Here is a 529-nt window from a genome sequence, read left to right as displayed (position 1 = left end):
GTCCTGGACGGCCAGGAACGTCGCCTTGCTGGCCGTGGCCGAGGGCGACTTGACCTCGGTCGCCGCCGCCCGGAGGTAACCCCGGAGGAACCGCACCTTCGGCGCGCTCTCCTTCTCCTCGGCCTCCGGGTCGACGTCCAGGTCGGCCGGGTTGACCAGCTGGTGACCGATGATGAACGCGGCCTCCAGCTCCTCGCCCAGCATCGGGACGTCCGTGCGCTCGTCGCGCTCCGCGCCGCCCTTGCCGAACTGGACGTTCAGCAGCCCCTCGACCTCCGGGAACGGGTTGTAGTCCGGGTGGATCACGATCGCGCCGACCGGCAGCGCACCGTCCTGGAAGACGCGGGACAGGTCGTGGATCGTCTCGCCGTTCTCGCCCTCGGAGACCGAGTACGAGTAGGTGCCGGTCTGGGTGGTGAGCGTCTGGGTGCCGGACATGAAGATCCCCTCCAACAGGGTCAGGTGGTGTGGATTCTCGGCCGGTTCTTCGTTCCCCCGACCTCGCGATAACTACAGTACACATCGAACT

Annotated in this window: 1 protein-coding gene; it reads right to left on the bottom strand. The window is 67.5% G+C overall.

Annotated features, from left to right (window positions below; genetic code table 11):
• On the bottom strand, positions 1-438 hold a 438-nt coding region (locus IH48_RS33915; RefSeq protein WP_158710401.1), incomplete at its 3' end, for a hypothetical protein.
• Positions 439-529 lie beyond the last annotated feature (91 nt).

Source organism: Streptomyces sp. NRRL F-5126 (assembly GCF_000721265.1).
Classification (GTDB): domain Bacteria; phylum Actinomycetota; class Actinomycetes; order Streptomycetales; family Streptomycetaceae; genus Streptomyces.
This window is presented reverse-complemented; position numbering and strand designations above follow the sequence as displayed.